A 17359-nucleotide genomic window follows, 5' to 3' on the forward strand; every position below is an offset into this window, starting at 1 on the left:
CGTTGCGGCGGGCCCTGGCAACGTCCGGCGTGCTCGCCGTCGTCGCGGCGCTCGTGGCCTACTTCGGCCGACGCGACGACCCCACCCCGGCGCCGTGACGCCCGAGGTCGACCCCCCCGCCTCTGGCGATGATGTGGCGGCGGTGGCCGAGCTGCTCGGCCGTCGCCCCCAGGGAGCGTTCGAGGTGGTCGTCCGGCGCCCCGGCGGCACGCCGGCGGTGATCGAAAACGAACCGGTGCTGCCCGACGGCCGCCCCATGCCCACCCGCTGGTGGCTGGTCGACCCGGACCTCAACCGCAGCGTTGGCACGATCGAGGCCGAGGGCGGGGTGCGACAGGCCGAGGACGAAGTGGGTGTGGACGCCATGGCAGTGGCCCACAGTCGCTACGAGGCCCTGCGCGACGCCGCCATGCCGGCGGGCCATGGCGGCCCTCGTCCCAGCGGGGGCGTTGGCGGCACCCGCCGGGGCGGCAAGTGCTTGCACGCCCACCTGGCCTGGTGGTTGGCGGGCGGCGAGGATCCGACGGGCGCCTGGGTGGCCCGGCGGCTGGTCGAGCGAGGCCGGAGCGTGGAGCTGATCGGCCCGTCCGGCCGGGTCGGCTGGCCCGAACCCATGGAAGGTGAACGATGAGCGAGCGAGCAGAGACACCCCGTTGCGTCATGGCCGTCGACATCGGCACCAACACGGTCAACACCTGTCTGTTGGTGCCGGACGCGGCGCCGGTTCGGCGCACCTACTACACGCACCTGGGCGAGGGGCTCGACGTCCGGGGCTCGTTGTCGGAGGAGGCGATCGGTCGGGCGCTCGCCGTGCTTGGCGAGGTCGCCACCGCCGCTGCGGACGCCGGGGCCGACCTGACCGTGGCCACGGCCACCTCGGCCAGCCGCGATGCGGCCAACGGGGCCGAGTTTCTCAAGCGGGCGGGCGCAGTGCTCGGCGCCCTGCCCCGGGTGATCAGCGGCGACGACGAGGCTTTCCTCACCTTCGAGGGCGCCTTGACGGCGGCGCTCGACCCGGCGGCGGATCGACTGGAGGCCACCCTCGACGGGCCGGTCCTCGTCGTCGACATCGGTGGCGGGTCGACCGAGCTGGCGGTCGGCACCCTGGCACAGCCCGGTCCCGAACTCACCGCCTCGGTGTCGTTGCAGATGGGCTCGGTGCGCTTCACCGAGCGGTACCTGCCGAGCGACCCACCCCTGCCCGAGGAGCTGTCCAACTGCCTGTCGGTCGCCGAGGCCACGCTGGACGAGGCGCTCAGCGACGAGGCGGCACTCGGCGGGGCGGCCACGTTGGTGATCGTCTCCGGCACCGCCGAGACGGTCGGGGCGGTCGAGCTGGGCGGGTGGGACGAACGGGCGCTGCACGGCCTGCGCCTGTCCAAAGCGCAGGTGGAGGACGTGTTCCGCACGATGGCCACCGAGTCGGCCGACGACCGGCGACACAATCCGGGGCTGCCGGCCGAGCGGGTCGACTTCATCGTCGCCGGGTGCTGCATCCTGGTCACGATCATGCGGCGCATGGGCTTCGCCGACTGCGTCGTGTCGACCGGGTCGGTGCGCGACGCCCTGGCCTCGCGGGCCCTTTCCGGTGACGTGGCCGCCGACAGGGCCTGACCGTGGCCCGTTGGTCGGTGACCGCCAAGCGTCGGGGAACCGCGGTGCTCGTCGGTCGGCACGTCACCCTTCGGGTGTTGACCAACCACGATTTCGAGGCCTGGCGCACCGTGCGCCGTCGCTCCGCAGATTGGCTGACGCCCTGGGAGCCGATCGTTCCGTCGGGCCAGCTGGACCCGACCGAGGATCGGGGGGCCTTCGCCGCCCGCTGTGCCGCCAGGATGCGCGAGATCGAGCTGGGCACCGGTTACGGGTTCGGCCTGTTTCACGAGGATGGCTTTGCCGGCGAGGTCAACCTGTCCAACATTCGGCGCGGGCCGGCCCAGACAGCCCTGCTCGGCTACTGGGTCGATCGGCAGTGCGCCGGGCGGGGGCTGGTGCCCGAGGGCGTGGTGCTCGCGTTGCGTTTCGCGTTCGAGGACCTGGCGTTGCATCGCGTGGAGGCCGGGGTTTTACCCCGCAACGCCGCCAGCCTGCGGGTGATGGAGAAGCTGGACCTCCCGTGCGAGGGCATCACCCGGGGCATGCTGGAGATCAACGGCGCCTGGGAGGACCATCAGCGTTTCGCACTGTTGTCTGAGGACTGGGTCGGTCGGCGCGAGGAGTTGCTCAGCACCTGGGTCTGGTGAGCGCCCCCTCGGATCGTCGGGTCAGTCGGCCGCTGTCGGCGGGTCGACCCGGATTCGTTTCGACAGCGCGGCCAGCCGCTCGGCGAAGTCGCCCTGGTCCATCGACCACAGCTGGGTGACCAGCTCGCGTTCGACCGCCTCGTCGTGGGTGGCGGCGGTGTCGATCGTGCGCAGCGTGTCGGTGGCGCGGATCAGCAGCTCCCGGGGGGCGGCGCCCGCACCTGCGGCGAACTCGACGGCGGCGTCGGTCAGGCTGCCCGCCTCGACGCAGTGGTACGCCAGCCCTCGCCGTTCGGCCTCCTCGCCCTCAAGTACCTGGCCGAAGAGCATCATTGCCGATGCGTTCTGGTGGCCGACCGCCCTCCGCAGCATCCAGCTGTGGCCTCCGCCGGGGTGGATACCCAGTGTGAGGAAGCGGGTGTCGAAGCGGGCCGACGGCGACACGATCCGGACGTCGGCGGCCAGCGCCAGGTTCATCCCGGCCCCGACTGCGGCGCCGTTGACTGCGGCCACCGTCGGCAATGAACAGCGGGCGATGCGCAGAAAGCCGTCGTAGATGGCGCGCAGCCCGTGCTCGCGGGAGTCGCCGAGCGACGACAGGTCGGCGCCGGCGCAGAAAACGGGCCCGGCCCCGGTGACGACCAGGGCCGACACATCCGGGTCGGACTCCAATGCGTCGACCGCCACGTTGATCTGATCGCACATGGCGAGCGTGAAGGCGTTGGCGCGGCGTGGGTCGTCGAGGGTGAGGACAGCCACGTGATCGCGCCGCTCGACGCGCACCAGCGGGCGAGCCTCGGTGTCGTCCACCTCGCCTACTCCTCGCTTGGGGCCACGCGGTTGCGCAGCACCGCCGGGGAGTGGCGAAAGAACTGCTCGACGTCGCGTTCGTAGCGATACTTCGGCCGGTGACGCCCGATCGTGCGTCGCAAGCGCAGGGCCCGGACGAAGCTGTCGACCGCCTGGGCCGATGTGTAGTCGTAGCCGAATCCGGCTGCTTTCAGCTTGGAGTTGTCGATGCCCCGCCCGTAGCGCAGCAGCGCCAGGTAGGCGGGGGGCAGGTCGAGCAGGTTGAGCCGCTGCAGCGGCCAGGTGGCCAGGTCGGCGCCGATCGCCGGGAGGAAGGCCGGGCGTTTGCCGACCATCGAGATCACCTCGCTCCAGGGCAGCAGGCCGTCGCCGGCGACGTTGTAGGTGCCGGCCAGCCGATGGTTCATCGCAAACAGGATCGAACTGACCACATCGTCCTCGTGGGCGAACTGAAGGCGGGGGTCGAAGCCCAACACCGCCGGAACGACGGGCAACTCGAGGGCCCGGGTCAGCGGGGTGCGAATGTCGGCGCCCAGCACGTTGGCGAAGCGCAGCATCGACACCGCCACCTCGGGATTGTCGAGGTTGAAGTCCCGCACGTAGCCCTCCACCTGGGCGATCGACCGCTCGACGTTGGAGCTCGGGCTGCGGCTGCGGGGCGTGTTCTCGGTGAACCAGGTGGGATCCTCGGGTGCGGTCCCGTAGGCCATGGCGGAGCTCTTGACCACGACGGTGCGCACCGTCGAACCGGGGGCGCTGGCGGCAGCGAACAGGTTCATCGTGCCGATCACGTTGATCTCGTGCATCAGGCGGCTGGTCGACTGGGTCGGGTCGACGATCAGGAACGTGTGCAGGATCGTGTCGATGCCGCATTCCTCGACGATCCGGGACAGCATCGAATAGTTCTGGTCGGTGCGGACGTATTCGGTCCGCTCCAGCTCGATCGTCGGTTCCTCGACGTCGAGGCCGACGATGTAGTCGACGCGGTCGTCGGCCTCGAGCGCCTTGGCCACGCGCCCGCCCCAGAAGCTGCTCAGGCCGGTGATCAGCACGTTGGACGGTCCGGTTCGCTTCGCCACGTCAGCCACCCCACCAGTTCCGTCGTTCGGCGGCCATCTCGTAGAGGGCCTCTTGAATCTTGCCCTGGATCTCTTGGGAGCCGTCCATGATGCGGGTGCGGGAGTAGCGGTGCTGAGACGGCGGCACGTCGAAGGTGACCGGCGGCAACACCCGCAGCTTGAACTTGGCCGGCAGCGGCACCAGCGTGCCGAGCGGCCCGAGCACGAGGCTCTGGGGTGTCACCGGCAGGTACGGCACGCCGAGCATCTTGGCCCCCGGAAGCCTCCAGAGGATCGGGTTGGCCTCCTCGTTGCCCATGACGGCGATCGGGATGATCGGCACCCCCGCCCGCATGGCGATCTCGACAAACCCGCCCCGTCCGAAGCGGGCCAGCTTGTAGCGGTTGCCGATCGTCTTCGACGTGCCTTTGACGCCCTCGGGGAACACCAGCACCAGCTGACCCTGTCCGTTGAGCAGCCGGTAGGCATTGTCCGGGTGGGCGGGCAGTCCCCCCGCCCGCGACCACAGGGTGCCGACGACGGGGATTTTGCGGAAGAAGTTGTCGGCCAGCCCGTAGACCGGGCGTTCGAGCTCGGTCTCGATGCCGTGCATGATCACCGGGGCATCGGAGGGCACAGCGCCGGCGTGGTTGGCCACCAGCAGGGCACCACCATCGGTGGGGATGTGCTCAAGCCCCTCCCACTCCGCCCGGAAGTAGTGGCGGTAGACCGGGTCAAACGCCTTGCGGACCAACCCGCGCATTCGTTCGGAACGGCCCCATTCGTCCACGTCGCCGAGGCGGGGGTCGTCGTCGGGTGCCATCGCCTTCTCGGTCGTCGGCACGTGCACCAGTTCCCGCCCGGCGGTCAGCGGGTCGTCGACATGTTGATGCCGTTTCTCGGCGAGCGACACCACCGGTGCCTCGGGCCGATCGCCGGGGCGCTCAGCCATGATGCGCGCCGGTCGGGCAGCGGTTGAAGTTGGGTCCCGCCGGGAGGGTCATCAGCTCAGCATAGAGGGGGCGCCGCCGTGCCGCGACGTGCTCGGGTCAGCCAGGGGCGCCGGCGAAGTCGCTCCTCAAACAGACCCGCTCGGCGAGACCGAAGCCGCTGACGTTGCGGCCGAAGGCCCCGGGAGCCTCCGCTTCGGCCGCCAGCGACACGGTGCTTGGCGGTGCGGTGGCGCCCAGCCCCACCCAGTCCTCGCCGAAGCCGAGCACCGACAGCCCCGCTGGCGGGTTGGACGCGTCGATGACTGCACCGACGGTCAGCACCGAGATACCCGGCCCGGGCGCGACGGCGATGGGGATGGCGCGCTCGGTCGTGGTCAGCGAGGCCCCGGTCACCCAGATGGACCGCAGCTTGTCTTGGGCCAGCCCGAAATAGATCGGTCCGACCTGCAGCACCCGTTCGACGCCGACGAAGCAGGGTGGCACCGCTGGGTACTGCACCTGAGAGACGACCAGCGACAGCGCTTCGGTCAGCTCGCCCTCGGTGGCGCCGAGGCGCAGCGGGCCAAGGCCGGCGGCGGTGAGGTCGAGGCGATCGGGAAACTCGGTGACCGGCAGGGATTCGCCGCCATCGACACTCGTCGGGGGCTTGTCGGACACCAGCTTCAAGCGACCGCCGCCGACGATGGCCTGCACCTGGCGCACGGTCTGTTGGCCCTGCGGATCCTGTGTCTGCGCGTCCGGAGCCAGCACCGACACGCCGACCCGACGGTCACCGGTCGCCTCGGGGATGATCACGGTCGAGGTCCGCTCGATCGGTGCGACCGACACGGCGGAGAGCGTTGGCTCCTTTGCCGAGGCGTGCCAGAAGCTGAGCGACAGCGCCACCTGCTCCTGACCCTCGCTGCATCGATAGGCGGCCGCCAGGTCGTCCAAGCCGTCCCCGTCGAAGTCGTCCAGGCGGGCGGTGCCGACCCGCTCGATCTGCACGCTCGTGCCGTCGGCCAACTTGGTACCGGCGCCGCCGTCGGTCAGCTCGACCTTCCTGGCGCCCTGCCCGCAGTCGACCGCCGCCGTGCCGTCGGTGGCCAGGTCCTCGGTGAGCGGTGGCGCCTTGGGTGTCTTGTTCGTCGTGGTCGATCCTGCGTCGTCCTCGATGAACGTCGTCGAGCTGGCCGAGCTGTCGACCACTCGCCCGTCGGCGTCGAGCTGCACCTGGCGCTCCACCCGTTCGACCCGCACTTTGCTCCTCGAGCACGAGGTCGACAGCAGCAACAGGGTGGTTGCGCCCAGGGCCGCGAGGGTGCGGCCCCGTCGAGCCCGGGGGAGTGCCTGCATCGTCTGTACCGCCCTTGAATCATGAAATCGCGACGCTCACCGCTGGAGCCGCATCGCGCCGACTTCCAATCGCAGAGGATATGCGCGCAGTGTTGTTCAGCACGAGGTCTCGTCCGTGGTCGCAGGCTTGAGTGTCACAGCGGATCGCCATGATGGCTTTCGTGAACGTGACCTCGCTTGATTTCGCCCGAACCAGCCGCCGGGTGGCGGCGGAGGCCCGACGCGGTGGCCTCGCCGTTCCCGTGTTTCGCAGTCCGCCGGCCACGCCCGGCCTCGACCGCACGCTCAAGCGCCGCCCGGACGGCAGCCCGGTGGTGGCCATTCGGCTGGGTGGCCGCCCCGAGGCGGCGGTGTGTGCCGACCTGATCGACGGCGTGTTGGCGGTCAATGCGCTCGATGCCCGCGCCTCCGCCCACTGGCGACGGGTGTTGTGGGCGGCGGCCACCGGTACCGCGACCGACCGGGCCGCCGCCTGAGCGGCGTCTCGCCGGGCGGTACGGTTGGCCGCCTGGCCCGGGTGGCGAAACTGGCAGACGCAGGGGGCTTAAACCCCCTGGGAGTTCACTCTCCGTGCGGGTTCGAATCCCGCCCCGGGCACACTGGAGCACTGCCATGCGGTTTCGGATGCATGATTCATACGGGGCCTCTAGACTCACCTAGCCATACGACATTGGAGGAAGCCGATATGGCGAAGAAGAAGTCCGACGGCAAGGGCAAGAAGGGCGAGGCCAAGGCCGAGCTCAAGAAGCTGGAGAAGAAGGCCGACAAGCTCAAGGCCAAGGCCAAGGGCAAGAAGAAGGGCAAGGGCAAGAAGAAGGGTTAACCGGCGAGTCAACCCGCCGCTAGCGGCGGCGACGGCTCCGGTCGTTGCGGTGGCCAGGCCCGTCATTGGGCCTGGCCACCGGCGCGATCGGGCCTACCTGCAGACCGACCGGCTCACCGAGCGCCCCTGACACGCGACAGGCGTGCGGCGAGGAATGGCCCGGTGACGCTGTTGGAGTCCGACGCGACCCGGCTCGGTAAGCCGGTCGCGATCACCCGACCGTCGGTCGGGAGCTGGGCGATCCACCGCGCTGCTGAACAGCGACCGCCGGCGTGAGGCCGGTGATCTCCTGCACCCGCGGCGCTCCCACCTGCGCCAGCAACCGCCGGGCAGAGGGGGCGACCGACTCAAAGTAGCGGCGCTGCGCCTCGATATGGCGCAACCCTGATCGGCCCCACCAGGCCGGTCCCTCAGCTTGTACGACGCCGCAAGGCGATGACGCCGTCGACCAGGGTTGCCTCCTGGCCGTTGGGCCCGGTTGCCTGACGCTCGGCGGTGTCGCAGCGCTGCACGTCCCAGTCGGTGGGGTCGACGTCGAGGTCGGCCAGGTCGTCGGCCGGCTCGGGCAAACCTGGCGCATCCTCGGACACCTCGGCCCACGGGGGGAACTCGGCATGGCTCACGATCAGCAGCGTGCCCCCGGGGGCCACTGCGCCGGCGGCTCGGCGCAGGATGTCGGTTCGGGCCAGCGCACCCGCCGAATGGAGGAACTGCGCCGACACCAGGTCGTAGTTGCCCTCGGGGAACGAGTCGCCCAGCTCGTGTCGTTGCCAGTCGATCCGGTCGGCCAGCCCTCGTGCGTCGGCCTGCGCCGCGCCGCGATCGAGGGCGGTCCGGGAGATGTCGACGGCGGTCACGTCCCAGCCCTGTTCGGCAAGCCACAGCGCATCGCCGCCCTCGCCGCATCCCAGATCGAGCGCCCGCCCGGGCGTCAGCTCGGCGGCGTTTGCGGCCAGCACTGGGTTCACCTTGCCGCTCCACAGCTGGGGGCGTTCGAGATACTTGCCTTCCCAATACTCGGCAGGGCTCTCCGCATCGTCCCACCAGGCGGCGCGCAACGGCGCCTTGAGCAACTTGCCGGCGGCCGAGCGGGGCAGCGCGTCGTGGGTCTCGAAGCTGCGCGGGCACTTGTAGCCGGCCATCCGCTTCCGACACCACGCCACCGCCTCGGCCTCCGTCTCTTCGCTCCACCTCGAACCATCGGTGAGCGACACGGCTGCATGCACCGACTCGCCCATAGCGTCGTCCGGCACGGCGAACACGGCGACGTCGGCGATCGCCGGGTGGTCGGCCAGCACCGCCTCGATCTCGGCGGGGTAGATGTTGACCCCGCCCGACACGATCATGTCGATCGTGCGGCCTGAGAGATACAGGTACCCGTCCTCGTCCACCCAGCCGACGTCGCCCAGGGTGCCGAAGCCGTCGCGGTGCGCCGACGCCGTCTTCTCCGGCGCGTTGTGGTACTCGAAATCGCTACCGAGCAGGCTGCGGAACCACACCTGGCCGGGCTGGCCCTGGGGCACCGGCTCACCCCGGTCATCGAGCAGGGCCAGCTCGAAACTGGGCAGGGCCTTGCCGACGCTGCCCGGCCGCTCGAGCCACTCCTCGGCGGTGATCACCGAGATGAAGCCGCCCTCGGTGCCGCCGTAGTACTCGGTGACGATCGGCCCGACCGCCTCGATCATGTCCCGCTTCAACTGGGGCGGACAGGCGGCGGCGCCGTGGATGATCGAACGCAATGAGGCGCCGGAGAACGACTCCCACCGGGTACGGGGCAGCTCGATCAGCCGCATCATCTGCGTCGGCACCAGGTGGGTGTTGGTGACGTGATGCTCGTCGATCAACGCGAGCAACTCTCCGGCGTCGAAGCGGTGCTGGAGCACCACCGTGTCGCCACAGATCAGGGCGAAGTGGGCGAACACCCACTGGGCCGAGTGATAGATCGGCCCGCACACCAATTGCGTGCCGCCGTCGGCGGTCGAGAGTTCCATCGCCGGCGCCAGCGCATGGGCGATCAGCGTCAACACCTCCGGCGGGCCGCCGACTGCGCCGAGCGCCGACCGGACGCCCTTGGGCCGGCCGGTGGTGCCCGACGTATAGAACATCGGGCCGCCCCGCTCAGCGTCGGCGATCTCGCCCGGTGCGCCCGAGGCAACGACCCGTCGGTAGTCCTCAAACCCGTCGGCGGTCCCGTCGACGACGATCAACGCCCCGGGTCGGTTGGCGTGCTCGGCCACCAGTGCGTCGGCGACCACGTCGATCCAACGACGGTCGACGACGATGGCCGCTGCGGCGGTGTCGCCGAGCACATAGGCCACCTCGTCGGCCACCCAGTGCCAGTTGACCGGCACGAGCAGCCAGCCGCCGTGGGCGCAGGCGAGCGCCACCTCGATCGCCTCGGCCTGGTTGCCCAGCATCGCCATCACGCAGTCGCCCGATGTCAGCCCCCGGTCGCGCAGCGCATGCACCAGCCGCTCGACCCGTTCGTTCAGCTGGCCCCAGGTGGTGGCACCACGGCTGTCGACGATCGCGTTTTCGTCGCGATGCTCCGCAACGATCTGATCCAACAGCACGGCCATGAGCTGCTCCCTTCCCCGTGGTGGACGCTACCTGGCGTTGGCGCGGCGACGGGCCCGATGGTCGGCGGTGTGGGTGCGGCTGGCGCAGCGGGGATCGGAACAGAACCGGCGCGACCGGTTGCGGGTGGTGTCATAGAACAGCCAGTCGCATCCCGAGGCGTCACATTGGCCAAACCGGGCGGTGCCGCGCTCGCACACCTCCTGGGCCAGTGCCATGACGATGTCGGAGATCACCTGGTCGTCGAACGTCGCCGTGGTGGGAGTCCAGTGAATGTGGGCGGGCAGGCCGTCGTGCTCGGAGATCGACGGGGCGATCGGAAGCTCGGTGAGCTGCTCGTTGATGCGCTTGGACGCAGCGGTTGTCTCCAGCCGGTGGAGTTCGACGAGGAGGGGGGTGAGGTCGTTGAGGCGGGTGATCATGCGATAGATCGAGGCGGCCGAAGCGTCGGCGGCGCGGCTGAAACCGGCGTCGTCCAACGTGCGCCGAACGTCGAGGGCGCCGTCGGCCAGCGCGTTGGCCAGTTGGAAGGCGACCTCGATGGTCAGGCGAATCTCGGACTGGGTGGCTGAAGCGAGTTCCATGATGGGTGTCCCCGGGGAGATGGTCGACGTGAGGCGTGAACCCGTGGTAGACCCTGACGCTATTCTGAGGGCTAACCGTCGTTAGCACCTTACATCTTGACCCCTCCGAGAGGTATGTATGTCGCCCATCGTTTTGTCGTCCATGTTGGTCGTGGCCAACATCATGGGCGCCGGCATGATCGTGCCGCAGGTGGTGCGGCTCCGTCGGTATCGCAACACCCGGGGGATCTCGGCGTCGTGGATCGGGGTGGGCCTGGCGATGAACCTGTGGTGGGTGGCCTACGGCTTGGCCAGCGGGCTGTGGGGCATCATCCCGGTGTCGGCGGTGGCGTTCCTGCTCTACCTGGTGATGACGGCGCAGTACGCCGGGATCAACGGCACGACGTCGCTGCGCGGCTGCGTCACCGGGATGGTCGGCGTCGGCATCGTGCCCCTGCCGGCGCTGATCCTGGACGGATGGGCGACCGCCGGCGTGGTGGTCGGGCTGTGTTACGCCGTGCAGTTCGCACCGGCGGCGCTGACCGCGCTCCGCTCCGACCGGCTCGACGGCGTCTCGCCGACCACCTGGGCGATGGCCGGCACCGAGGCCGCCGTCTGGCTGGTCTACGGCGTCAACCAGGGCGACGCGGCGCTGGTGGTCGGCGGAGGAGGTGGGCTGACGATGTCCCTCGTCATCCTCATACGCCTCGCCCGGCTCTCCACCCGTCAGCCGACCGTTGTCGACACCGACGCCGAGCTCCTCACGCTGGTCCCCTGAACTCGCGCGTGTGTTCGACCGAGCCCCCACCGGGTACGATCCTCCGAACGCGCCGTGAGCAGTTCGCGTGAGGAGACAGCAATGAAGGAGCGGCGCCGGACGTCGACATCCAACTTCGGCTCGGGTGCCCGTGAGGCCCACGACGCGTCGGCCTTTTACGAGCGCTTCAGCACCCCCGAGCTGTCCGACGACGACACCGTGCTCGCCCCCGAGCCGGTGGCCGAGCCCTTCGTCTGCGGCGACGCCCGCAACATGGCCCAGGTGACGGACGGCTCGGTGGCCCTCGTCGTCACCTCGCCGCCGTACTTCGCCGGCAAGCAGTACGAGGAGGAGTTGGAGCGGGACGGTGTGCCCGCCTCGTACCTGGAATACCTCGACATGCTGCGCTCAGTGTTCGCCGAGTGCGTCCGCACCCTCGAGCCCGGAGGTCGCATCGCCGTCAACGTCGCCAACCTCGGTCGCAAGCCCTACCGCAGCCTGTCGGCCGACGTCATCGGCATCCTCTCCGAGCTCGGGCTGCTGCTGCGGGGCGAGCTGATCTGGCAGAAGGCGGAGGGCGCCACCGGTTCGTGCGCCTGGGGGTCGTTTCGCAGCGCCGCCAACCCGGTGCTGCGCGACATCACCGAGCGGGTGATCGTCGCCAGCAAGGGCCGCTTCAGCCGGGCCCGCACCGCCAGCCAGCGCGAGGCCGAAGGCCTGCCCTTCGAAAACACCCTGATGACCGAGGACTTCATGGCCCTTACCCTCGACGTGTGGAACATGCCAACCGAGAGTGCCAAGCGGGTGGGCCACCCGGCGCCGTTCCCGGTCGAGCTACCCGAGCAGCTCATCCGTTTGTACACCTACAAGAACGATCTGGTACTCGACCCGTTCCTGGGCAGCGGGTCGACCGCGGTCGCTGCGGCGGCGCTGGGCCGCCGCTATGTCGGCTACGACCTCGACCCGGCCTACGTTGAGATCGCCCGTAGCCGGGTCGCCGAGCTCGACGGGCAGGCAACGGAGCCGCCACCTACCTCGCCGCCACCCAAGACGGCCACCGCACCCGATGACCCTGCACCCGACAATTTTGCCCGGCGGGCCGGCCAGGAGGGCAAGGCGGCCGCAAAGCTGGCGGCCGAGGTGCTCGAGCGGGCCGGGTTTGAGGTGGTCGCCACCAACAAGCGGATCGCCAGGGCGGGGGTGAGTATCAGCTTTGTCGTCGCCGATGCGGCCGGCGATGAGTGGTACGTCGACGTTCCCGGCGCCAACACCACCCACCGCGGCGGCCTGTTGCGCCGCGACACGGTGTGGAAGACGCTCGGCCCACGCACTGCGCGGGGCGACGCCGTCGATTCCGTTGCTGCTGTTGACCACCAGCGTGCCCCGACCCAAGAGCGAGGGCGACCGGGCGTTGCGGGCCGCCGGGCCGAAGGCCTTCTTCGACGCCATCGAGATGCTCGACGAGGACGGTCGGGCCCGCCTGGCCCAGTACTGCGCCGTCGGCGCCGTCCCCGGCGGTCCGTTGGCGGGGTTCTGGACTGCACGGGAGCTGACCCCGCTGGTTTGACCGACCCGACCGCTCAGGCGGTGGCGGCCTCGAAGACGATCGCGTCGGCCTGCCAGTAGGCGCGCAGCGCCAGAATTCGGCCGTCATCGCGGACCCGGTAGGTGTAGACGCCCTCGACGATCGCCCGGCTGCCGTCGGGGAGGGTGGTCGTGATCGTGCCCACGTTGGCCACCTCGCTACCGCAGGCATAGCTCTCGCGGATATCGAAGTCGATCCGGTTCGGGCCGATGACCGTGTCGTAGAAGGCGGCGATGGCTTCGGGCCCGCGGTGGCCCGCGCCCTCGGGGTCGAACATCGAGGGCCCGATCGGATCCTCGACGACGGCGTTGTCGGCGAACAGCGCCAGCCAAGCGCTGCGGTCGCCTGCCGCCACGGCGGCCATCGAGGCCTGTGCCGCCGCCCGAGCGGGGTGTTCAAACGGCTCGCTCATCGCTTTGCCATCGGGGCGATCACCTCGTCGCCGAACCGGGCGACCGCCTCGTCCTGGGCCTTGGGATCCTCGGGGTCGTCGCCGTAGAAGTACCACGGCACGGTGATCACCTCGGTGACGCCCAGCGCCGCCAGCTCCTCCATCGCGTCGACGGTCGGGGCGACGATCGGCGTCAGCTTCACCTCGAAACGCTCCGCCGGCACCCGCACGTCATCGCCCAACTGCTCGCGCAGCTCGCCCAGCCGTCCGATGACCTCCCGCACGGCTGCGAGGTCGCCCTGTGCTCCGATCCAACCGTCGCCCCGCAGCAGCGCCCGCCGCAGCCCAGCGTTGGAATGGCCCCCGATATGGATCGGGACGCTCGGCTCGGCGGCGGGGTCCATGCGCATCCGGTCAAAGTCGTAGAAGCGGCCGTGGTGTTCCACCCACCCGCCGGCCAGCACCTTGCGCATCACGTCGACCTGCTCGTCGAGTCGGACGCCGCGCGTCGACATGTCCTGGCCGAGCCAGGCGAACTCCTCGGGGATCCAGCTGAGCCCGACGCCGAGCTCGATCCGCCCGGGAAACATGGCAGCGGCCGAGCCGACCGTTTTTGCCATCAGCAGCGGATGGCGCAGCGCCAACTTGGTGACGTTGGTGCCCAGCATGAGGCGCTCCGTGGAGGCGGCGATGGCGGGGATCGCCACCCACGGATCGACCCAGTCGGCGTCGGAGGGCCAGAAGCGCTGGCCGTCGGCGCTGTAGGGGTACTTTGCCGACACCTCCTCCGGATAGAACACCGATTCGGGCATGGTCACCCCGTGCCAGCCAGCGGCCTCGGCCGCCTTGGACAGGGCCACAATGCGGCCGGGCTGGGTCATGGCAAGGGCGAGGCTGAAGCGCACCGCGCCAGTCTGCCTCAGGCGTCGATCATCGTGCGCCGCGTCGCCTCCCGAGGAATCGCTCCAGGCGGCCCAGCGCGTCGATCAGCGTGTCCTCGGGCGGGAGGGTCACGATGCGAAAATGGTCGGGTGTGACCAGGTTGAACCCGGTGCCGTGCACCAACAGCACGCGTTCGGCCCGCAGAAAGTCGAGCACGAACTGCTCGTCGGACTCGATGCCGTACATCGCCGTGTCGATCCGGGGGAACAGGTACAGCGCCCCCTTGGGCATCGTGCACGATACGCCGGGGATCGACGTCAGCAGGTCGTGGGCCACGTTGCGCTGGCGGGCGAGCCTGCCACCCGGCGCAACGAGCGCTGCGATGCTCTGACGGCCGCCGAGCGCGGTCTGGATGACGTGCTGGGCGGGCACGTTGGCGCACAGTCGCATGTTGGCCAGCATGTCGATGCCCGACAGATAGTCCGTGGCCCGCTCGACCGGCCCCGAGATCGCCAGCCACCCGGATCGGTATCCCGCCACCCGGTACGCCTTGGACAGCCCGTTGAACGTCAGCGTCAACACGTCGGGGGCCATCGCTGCGGCCAGGGTGTGCTTGGCGTCGTCGTAGAGCACCTTGTCGTAGATCTCATCCGCGCACAGCACCAGCCCGTGGCGCGCCGCAATGTCGGCCAGGCCCCGCACCACCTCCTCCGGATACACCGCACCGGTCGGGTTGTTGGGGTTGATGACCACCAGGGCAACCGTGGACGAGGTGATCTTGGATTCGATGTCGGCCAGGTCGGGTGCCCAGTCGGCGCCCTCATCGCACACGTAGTGCACCGGGCGACCGCCCGACAGCGTCACCGCAGCGGTCCACAACGGGTAGTCGGGGGAGGGGATCAGCACCTCGTCGCCGTTGTTCAACAGCGCCGACATCGCCATGGCGATCAGCTCGGACACCCCGTTGCCCAGGTACACCCGGTCGACGTCGAAGCCGCCGAAGCCGCGTTCCTCGTAGTGCTGCACGATCGCTCGCCGGGCGGACAGGATGCCTTTGGAGTCGGAGTACCCCTGTGCATGGGGCAACTCGCGGATGTAGTCCTGTTGGATCTCGTCGGGGGCGTTGAACCCGAACGGGGCCGGGTTGCCGATGTTGAGCTTGAGGATGTGGTGGCCCTCATCCTCCAAGCGCTGGGCCTCGGCGAGGACGGGCCCGCGAATGTCGTAGAGCACGTCGGCCAGCTTGTCGGACTTCTTCCAGCGCAGGTTGGTGTGGGCCATCGCCACCATGCTGCCGGGGGAACGGTGCCCGCGGCTACTCCAATTTCCGCATCGACAGGCGATAGAGCGCGATCGCTGCGGTGGCCGCCACGTTGAGCGAGTCCGAACCGTCGGCGATCGGGATGCTCACCAGCTCGTCGCAGCCCGACCTGCCGTGCTCACCCAGGCCGGGACCCTCCGATCCGACGATCAGCACCGTCGGTTGGGCCGGGCGTTGCGCCAGGTCCTCCAGGGTGGTCGGCCCCTCGGGGGACAGGCCCACCCGGCGCCAGCCGGAGGCTCCCAGCCGGGCGAGGGCGTCGCCGTGTTGATCGCTCACCCACCCCAGCACGGCGCTGGCCCCCGACGACACCCGCACGCAGCGCCGATACAGCGGATCGGCCGTACCAGGCCCGACGATGACGCCGTCGACGCCGAGTGCCGAGGCGCTGCGAAAGATGGCACCGACGTTCTCGGTGTCGGTCAAAGCGTCGAGGTAGACGAGCAGCGCAGCGCCGTCGGCCAGCTCGGCGATGCTGAGCGGAGCCGGGCGCGCCACCACCGCAAGCACACCGCGGTGCACCGGAAATCCGGCCACCTGGGATGCCATCGCCTCGCTGACCACGTATCGCGGACCGGCGTACCCGGCCAGGTAGCTGCGCGCCGCCTCCACCCTGCGGTCGGTGAGCAGCACCGACAGCACCGGAGCGCCGACGGCGATCAGACGCTCGAGCACGTAGTGGCCCTCGGCGAGAAACCGGCCGTGCGGGGCGTCGGGCCGCGACCGGCTCGCCCGCGCCGAAGGAACCGTTGCGCAGCGCCCGGTCGGTCAGGCGTCGATAGGGCGCCAAGCGGGGGTCGTCGGCATCGTCGACGCCGATCTCACTCGGCGGCCCCACCGTTAGTTGTTGGCGACGTTTTCGGGGACGGCGCCGGCGGGGTTGTCGTCGACGAGGATCACCTGGTTGTGGTCGCCGACATGCACGACCGTGGCCTCGTAGTTCTCGAGCTCGGCCTCGTCGTATTCGGCGTAGCTGATGATGATCACCTTGTCGCCGGTGTGCACCAGGCGAGCTGCCGCCCCGTTGAGACAGATCGTGCCCGAGCCACGCTCGCCCTCGATCACATAGGTCTCGAGCCGGGCCCCGTTGTCGATGTCGACGATGGCCACCTGCTCCCCGTTGAGCAGGTCGGCCAGCTCCATCAGCTCGACGTCGATCGTGACCGAACCCACGTAGTGCAGGTTGGCGTCGGTCACCGTGGCGCGATGGATCTTGGACTTGAGCATGCGACGGCGCACGGTGGTTCCTCCCGATGGTGGAAACTCAATGGTGGACGCCCGAAGCGGGTCGCCCCCTTGTCCAATCATTGTAGACGTTGGCGCAGTTGCATCCGGGCACGGGCACTCACCACGCTGTCGGCGTGGCCGACGCTGAACATCCCGACCCGGTCGAACGCGAGGTCGGCGTGGGCCCCCACCCGCAGCCGTGGCCGGAGGGGGAGTGGTTCGACCCTGAACTGCTGCGCGACGGTGACCGGCGCAACGTGGTCGATCGCTACCGCTACTGGCGCACCGGAGCGGTGCGCGCCGACCTGGACCGCAGCCGTCACCCGTTTCATGTGGCGATCGAGAACTGGCAGCACGACGCCAATATCGGCTCGATCGTGCGCACGGCCAACGCTTTTCTGGCCGCCGAGGTGCACATCGTCGGCCGCCGCCGCTGGAACCGTCGTGGGGCGATGATGACCGACCGCTACCAGCACGTGCGCCACCACGATGACGTTGGCGAGCTGCTCGCGTGGGCTCGCCGGCACGATCTGGCCGTGGTCGCCGTCGACAACACCCCATCGTCCAAACCGCTGGAATCGTTCGAGTTGCCCGAGCGGGTGGTGTTGCTCTTTGGCCAGGAGGGCCCAGGGCTCAGCGACGAGGCGGTTGCTGGCGCAACGGCGACGTATTCGATCGCCCAGTTCGGCTCGACCCGCTCGATCAACGCTTCGGTCGCCGCCGGCATTGCCATGCACGCCTGGATTCGGGCCCATGCCGGCGCAGCGGGCTGAGCATTCCATCAGCGCAGCACCCTCACGCCGAAGCGCCGGGTGGATGCCTACCTAGGATGAC

19 protein-coding genes and 1 tRNA gene are annotated in these 17359 nt (G+C 69.7%); 9 read left to right on the forward strand and 11 right to left on the reverse strand.

Annotation, left to right across the window (positions count from 1 at the left end):
- Positions 1 to 94 precede the first annotated feature (94 nt).
- The 3 genes from IPN02_03030 to IPN02_03040 are packed head-to-tail and all read left to right on the forward strand — an operon-like array spanning position 95 to position 2243.
- Positions 95 to 631, forward strand: coding sequence for a DUF501 domain-containing protein (locus IPN02_03030; GenBank protein ID MBK9295848.1), 537 nt, complete (start codon positions 95 to 97; stop codon positions 629 to 631).
- Positions 628 to 1614: a hypothetical protein gene (locus tag IPN02_03035; GenBank protein ID MBK9295849.1), complete on the forward strand. Its 987-nt coding sequence runs from the start codon at positions 628 to 630 to the stop codon at positions 1612 to 1614. Before IPN02_03030 ends, IPN02_03035 begins: the two co-directional genes overlap by 4 nt.
- A gap of 17 nt (positions 1615 to 1631) precedes the next feature.
- Positions 1632 to 2243: a GNAT family N-acetyltransferase gene (locus IPN02_03040; protein MBK9295850.1), complete on the forward strand. Its 612-nt coding sequence runs from the start codon at positions 1632 to 1634 to the stop codon at positions 2241 to 2243.
- Positions 2244 to 2264: 21 nt separating this feature from the next.
- On the opposite strand, the gene IPN02_03045 is transcribed toward IPN02_03040, so the two are convergent.
- The 4 genes from IPN02_03045 to IPN02_03060 all read right to left on the reverse strand — a co-directional run bounded on the left by IPN02_03045 (position 2265) and on the right by IPN02_03060 (position 6399).
- The gene (locus tag IPN02_03045) at positions 2265 to 3053 is read right to left on the reverse strand and encodes an enoyl-CoA hydratase (GenBank protein ID MBK9295851.1); all 789 of its coding nucleotides are present in this window, start codon (positions 3051 to 3053) and stop codon (positions 2265 to 2267) included.
- 5 nt (positions 3054 to 3058) lie between these two features.
- A complete protein-coding gene (locus tag IPN02_03050) occupies positions 3059 to 4132 on the reverse strand; it encodes an NAD-dependent epimerase/dehydratase family protein (GenBank protein MBK9295852.1) in 1074 nt (357 codons plus the stop codon).
- Position 4133: 1 nt separating this feature from the next.
- The gene (locus IPN02_03055; protein ID MBK9295853.1) at positions 4134 to 5063 is read right to left on the reverse strand and encodes an acyltransferase family protein; all 930 of its coding nucleotides are present in this window, start codon (positions 5061 to 5063) and stop codon (positions 4134 to 4136) included.
- A 97-nt stretch (positions 5064 to 5160) separates the two neighbouring features.
- Positions 5161 to 6399 carry a hypothetical protein gene (locus tag IPN02_03060; GenBank protein ID MBK9295854.1) on the reverse strand — a complete coding sequence of 413 codons (1239 nt, stop codon included), beginning with the start codon at positions 6397 to 6399 and terminating at the stop codon, positions 5161 to 5163.
- Positions 6400 to 6560: 161 nt separating this feature from the next.
- Here IPN02_03060 and IPN02_03065 point away from each other — a divergent pair, with 161 nt between their 5' ends.
- The 3 genes from IPN02_03065 to IPN02_03075 all read left to right on the forward strand — a co-directional run bounded on the left by IPN02_03065 (position 6561) and on the right by IPN02_03075 (position 7222).
- Positions 6561 to 6875, forward strand: coding sequence for a hypothetical protein (locus tag IPN02_03065; GenBank protein MBK9295855.1), 315 nt, complete (start codon positions 6561 to 6563; stop codon positions 6873 to 6875).
- A gap of 35 nt (positions 6876 to 6910) precedes the next feature.
- A tRNA-Leu gene (locus IPN02_03070) sits at positions 6911 to 6996 on the forward strand.
- Positions 6997 to 7084: 88 nt separating this feature from the next.
- Positions 7085 to 7222, forward strand: a complete 138-nt coding sequence (locus IPN02_03075) for a hypothetical protein (GenBank protein ID MBK9295856.1) — start codon at positions 7085 to 7087, stop codon at positions 7220 to 7222.
- 410 nt (positions 7223 to 7632) lie between these two features.
- Here IPN02_03075 and IPN02_03080 read toward each other — a convergent pair whose 3' ends face one another.
- Positions 7633 to 9801, reverse strand: coding sequence for an AMP-binding protein (locus IPN02_03080; protein MBK9295857.1), 2169 nt, complete (start codon positions 9799 to 9801; stop codon positions 7633 to 7635).
- Between the two features lie 27 nt (positions 9802 to 9828).
- Positions 9829 to 10383 (reverse strand): CGNR zinc finger domain-containing protein, encoded by a 555-nt coding sequence (locus IPN02_03085; GenBank protein ID MBK9295858.1) that lies wholly within the window; start codon positions 10381 to 10383, stop codon positions 9829 to 9831.
- A 118-nt stretch (positions 10384 to 10501) separates the two neighbouring features.
- Here IPN02_03085 and IPN02_03090 point away from each other — a divergent pair, with 118 nt between their 5' ends.
- Together IPN02_03090 and IPN02_03095 are read left to right on the forward strand one after the other, a co-directional pair.
- Positions 10502 to 11140: a hypothetical protein gene (locus IPN02_03090; protein ID MBK9295859.1), complete on the forward strand. Its 639-nt coding sequence runs from the start codon at positions 10502 to 10504 to the stop codon at positions 11138 to 11140.
- 81 nt (positions 11141 to 11221) lie between these two features.
- On the forward strand, positions 11222 to 12745 hold the full coding sequence (locus IPN02_03095; protein MBK9295860.1) for a site-specific DNA-methyltransferase: 1524 nt from the start codon (positions 11222 to 11224) through the stop codon (positions 12743 to 12745).
- Here IPN02_03095 and IPN02_03100 read toward each other — a convergent pair.
- From IPN02_03100 to IPN02_03120, 5 genes are all read right to left on the reverse strand, one after another.
- Positions 12700 to 13116 (reverse strand): nuclear transport factor 2 family protein, encoded by a 417-nt coding sequence (locus IPN02_03100; protein ID MBK9295861.1) that lies wholly within the window; start codon positions 13114 to 13116, stop codon positions 12700 to 12702. The genes IPN02_03095 and IPN02_03100 overlap by 46 nt on opposite strands.
- Positions 13113 to 13976 (reverse strand): TIGR03619 family F420-dependent LLM class oxidoreductase, encoded by an 864-nt coding sequence (locus IPN02_03105; protein ID MBK9295862.1) that lies wholly within the window; start codon positions 13974 to 13976, stop codon positions 13113 to 13115. The genes IPN02_03100 and IPN02_03105 overlap by 4 nt, the downstream gene beginning before the upstream one ends.
- 49 nt (positions 13977 to 14025) lie before the next feature.
- Positions 14026 to 15258, reverse strand: coding sequence for a pyridoxal phosphate-dependent aminotransferase (locus IPN02_03110; GenBank protein MBK9295863.1), 1233 nt, complete (start codon positions 15256 to 15258; stop codon positions 14026 to 14028).
- Positions 15259 to 15292: 34 nt separating this feature from the next.
- Positions 15293 to 15973 carry an RNA methyltransferase gene (locus tag IPN02_03115; GenBank protein MBK9295864.1) on the reverse strand — a complete coding sequence of 227 codons (681 nt, stop codon included), beginning with the start codon at positions 15971 to 15973 and terminating at the stop codon, positions 15293 to 15295.
- 165 nt (positions 15974 to 16138) lie between these two features.
- Complete coding sequence (locus tag IPN02_03120; GenBank protein MBK9295865.1) at positions 16139 to 16537, reverse strand: aspartate 1-decarboxylase; 399 nt, start codon at positions 16535 to 16537, stop codon at positions 16139 to 16141.
- A 122-nt stretch (positions 16538 to 16659) separates the two neighbouring features.
- Here IPN02_03120 and IPN02_03125 point away from each other — a divergent pair, with 122 nt between their 5' ends.
- Positions 16660 to 17298, forward strand: coding sequence for an RNA methyltransferase (locus IPN02_03125; GenBank protein MBK9295866.1), 639 nt, complete (start codon positions 16660 to 16662; stop codon positions 17296 to 17298).
- The last annotated feature ends 61 nt before the right edge of the window (positions 17299 to 17359 follow it).

Origin of the sequence: Candidatus Microthrix subdominans (genome assembly GCA_016719385.1) — a bacterium.
GTDB lineage: Bacteria > Actinomycetota > Acidimicrobiia > Acidimicrobiales > Microtrichaceae > Microthrix > Microthrix subdominans.

Coding starts and splice junctions, on each gene's coding strand:
- IPN02_03060 (MBK9295854.1), bottom strand. CDS start 6,399: ATGCAGGCACTCCCCCGGGCTCGACGGGGCCGCACCCTCGCGGCCCTG.
- IPN02_03090 (MBK9295859.1), top strand. CDS start 10,502: ATGTCGCCCATCGTTTTGTCGTCCATGTTGGTCGTGGCCAACATCATG.
- IPN02_03100 (MBK9295861.1), bottom strand. CDS start 13,116: ATGAGCGAGCCGTTTGAACACCCCGCTCGGGCGGCGGCACAGGCCTCG.
- IPN02_03075 (MBK9295856.1), top strand. CDS start 7,085: ATGGCGAAGAAGAAGTCCGACGGCAAGGGCAAGAAGGGCGAGGCCAAG.
- IPN02_03080 (MBK9295857.1), bottom strand. CDS start 9,801: ATGGCCGTGCTGTTGGATCAGATCGTTGCGGAGCATCGCGACGAAAAC.
- IPN02_03085 (MBK9295858.1), bottom strand. CDS start 10,383: ATGGAACTCGCTTCAGCCACCCAGTCCGAGATTCGCCTGACCATCGAG.
- IPN02_03105 (MBK9295862.1), bottom strand. CDS start 13,976: ATGACCCAGCCCGGCCGCATTGTGGCCCTGTCCAAGGCGGCCGAGGCC.
- IPN02_03110 (MBK9295863.1), bottom strand. CDS start 15,258: ATGGCCCACACCAACCTGCGCTGGAAGAAGTCCGACAAGCTGGCCGAC.
- IPN02_03095 (MBK9295860.1), top strand. CDS start 11,222: ATGAAGGAGCGGCGCCGGACGTCGACATCCAACTTCGGCTCGGGTGCC.
- IPN02_03035 (MBK9295849.1), top strand. CDS start 628: ATGAGCGAGCGAGCAGAGACACCCCGTTGCGTCATGGCCGTCGACATC.
- IPN02_03055 (MBK9295853.1), bottom strand. CDS start 5,063: ATGGCTGAGCGCCCCGGCGATCGGCCCGAGGCACCGGTGGTGTCGCTC.